The organism is Methylobacterium sp. WL18 (assembly GCF_008040015.1).
GTDB classification, from domain to species: domain Bacteria; phylum Pseudomonadota; class Alphaproteobacteria; order Rhizobiales; family Beijerinckiaceae; genus Methylobacterium; species Methylobacterium mesophilicum.
This window is the reverse complement of the sequence record NZ_VRVD01000759.1, coordinates 1-2,031: the sequence shown is the minus strand read 5'-3', so window position 1 is coordinate 2,031 and position 2,031 is coordinate 1. Positions and strand designations below refer to the sequence as shown.

At 71.2% G+C, this 2,031-nt stretch carries 4 protein-coding genes; 3 read left to right on the top strand and 1 reads right to left on the bottom strand.

Features of this window, described 5'->3' with window-relative positions; genetic code table 11:
- From FV228_RS27965 to FV228_RS27955, 3 genes are all read left to right on the top strand, one after another.
- Positions 1-186 (top strand): hypothetical protein (locus FV228_RS27965; RefSeq protein ID WP_210247828.1); only part of this gene is annotated, 186 nt, incomplete at its 5' end.
- A gap of 184 nt (positions 187-370) precedes the next feature.
- The gene (locus FV228_RS27960; RefSeq protein WP_147857476.1) at positions 371-619 is read left to right on the top strand and encodes an AbrB/MazE/SpoVT family DNA-binding domain-containing protein; all 249 of its coding nucleotides are present in this window, start codon (positions 371-373) and stop codon (positions 617-619) included.
- Positions 612-1,004: a type II toxin-antitoxin system VapC family toxin gene (locus tag FV228_RS27955; protein ID WP_147857475.1), complete on the top strand. Its 393-nt coding sequence runs from the start codon at positions 612-614 to the stop codon at positions 1,002-1,004. Before FV228_RS27960 ends, FV228_RS27955 begins: the two co-directional genes overlap by 8 nt.
- 42 nt (positions 1,005-1,046) lie before the next feature.
- On the opposite strand, the gene FV228_RS27950 is transcribed toward FV228_RS27955, so the two are convergent.
- Positions 1,047-2,031: GNAT family N-acetyltransferase (locus tag FV228_RS27950; protein WP_147857474.1), on the bottom strand; the 985-nt coding region annotated here is incomplete at its 5' end.

The window sequence follows — 2,031 nt, the reverse complement described above, 5'->3', positions numbered from 1 at the left end:
GTGCAGCCTGCCGTGATGCCGAAGCCCGCGGCGCCAACGCCGCCGAAGCCGGTGGTGGCCAAGCCGGCGGTGACCAAGCCCGCTGCGGCGAAGGCCGTCGCCGCCAAGCCGGCGGCCAGCAAGGCAACGATCGCGAAGCCGGCAACGGAGGGGGGCAATCCGGACGTGCATCAACCTCCGCGGTGATCCCAATCCGGCCATCCGGGCTTGGCTGAACCGGACCATGTCTCGACGGTACGTCCGCTTCGCCGCGGGATAGCGGCACAGGACTTTCCTTTTTTATCTGTCATCGGGCATCATAGGACGGCGCGGCCAGCGTCCGATGGCGCGGACAGCGAGCGTTGTTTCGGGCCGCGATCCGGAATTCGGCATGGCTTCGCACTTGGCAAAGATCGAGGCTGGCGGGACGCTCGTCATCCCGGCGGATTTCCGGCGGGAACTCGGGCTCGCAGCCGGCGACACCGTCATGGTCGAACTGGCCGAGGACGGTCTGCGGATCCGCTCCTTGTCTGCTGCAGTCCGGGAGGCGCAGGCCATCGTCCGCAGCTTCGTGCCGGTCGATCGGAACTTGGCCGACGAATTGATCGCGGAGCGTCGGACCGAGGCGGAGCGTGAGTGAGGCCTTCGTCCTCGACGCCTCAGCGCTGCTGTGCCTGCTTCGCGCGGAGACAGGTGCCGAGGCGGTTGCCGAGGTCCTGCCGCAATCCGTGATCGGTGCGGTGAACCTATCCGAAGTCTATGCCAAGTTGGCCGAAGCCGGTGGAGCGGAAGCGCAGATCACGCAGGCTCTCGGCGTCCTCCGCCTCGCGATCGAACCCTTCGATGACGAGCAGGCGCGGATGGCCGGTATCCTGCGACTGCCGACGCGCCCGCTCGGACTCTCGCTGGGCGATCGAGCCTGCCTCGCTCTGGCAAAGCAACGCCGATCGGTTGCCGTGACGACGGACCGGGCCTGGAGCCGGCTGCCGGCCGATCTCGGGCTGAGCGTCAGGATCGTCCGCTAGCGTACAGTCCGGAAAGACGATGCCGACCGGGCGCCGGAGCCCCTAACCCACCCCAAGCTCCAGCTTCACGGTCACCAGCCCCGGATCCTCCGGGTCCCGCCCCTGGCTGAACCCGAGCCGGCGGCAGACCGCCAGCATCGGGCGGTTCTCGGCGAGCACCATGCCCTCGACCCGGCCGACGCCCTCGGAGCGGGCCCAGTCGATCATCAGGCGCATCAGCGCGAAGGCGAGGCCGGTGCCGCGCGCGTCGCGGCCGACCGCGATGGCGTATTCGCCGCTCTCGTGGTTGGCGTCGGCGTGCAGCCGGACGGCGCCGAGCATGCGCTCGCCGCCCTGCGGATCGACCTCGGTGGCCACGAACGCGATGGCCCGGGCGTAGTCGAGCTGGGTCAGCCGGGCGAGGAACGCGTGGCTGAACTCGCGGACCGGCCCGAAGAAGCGCAGCCGCAGGTCCTCCGGATCGAGGCCCTTGAAGAACGCCAGGAACAGGCCCTCGTCCTCGGGGCGCACCGGGCGCACCCGGATCGTGCGGTCCTTGAGGTTGAGGGTGCGGACCCATTCCGCCGGATAGGGCCGGATCGCGAAGCGCGGGTGGCCGCGGCCGTGGCAGCCCCGCTCCGCGCGCCCGATCCGGACCCGGGCGTCCAGCGCCAGCACGCCGGTCTCGTCGGCCAAGAGCGGGTTGATGTCGAGTTCGCGCACCTGCGGCAGGTCGGCGGCGAGCTGGGACAGCTTCACCAGTGTCAGGGCGATCGCCCCGAGATCGGCGGCCGGCACGTCGCGGTAGCCTTCGAGGCGCCGGGCGACCCGGGTGCGGCCGATCAGGTCGCGGGCGAGCGCGAGGTCGAGGGGCGGGAGGCCGAGGGCGCGGTCGTCGATCACCTCCACCGCCGTGCCGCCCCGGCCGAACACGACCACGGGCCCGAACACCGCGTCCTCGGCGAGCCCGGCGATCAGCTCCCGGCGCTGGCCCCGGCGGACCATCGGCTGCACTGCGAAGCCGGTGACCCGGGCGTCCGGCCGCTCC

Coding starts and splice junctions, on each gene's coding strand:
- FV228_RS27960 (WP_147857476.1), top strand. CDS start 371: ATGGCTTCGCACTTGGCAAAGATCGAGGCTGGCGGGACGCTCGTCATC.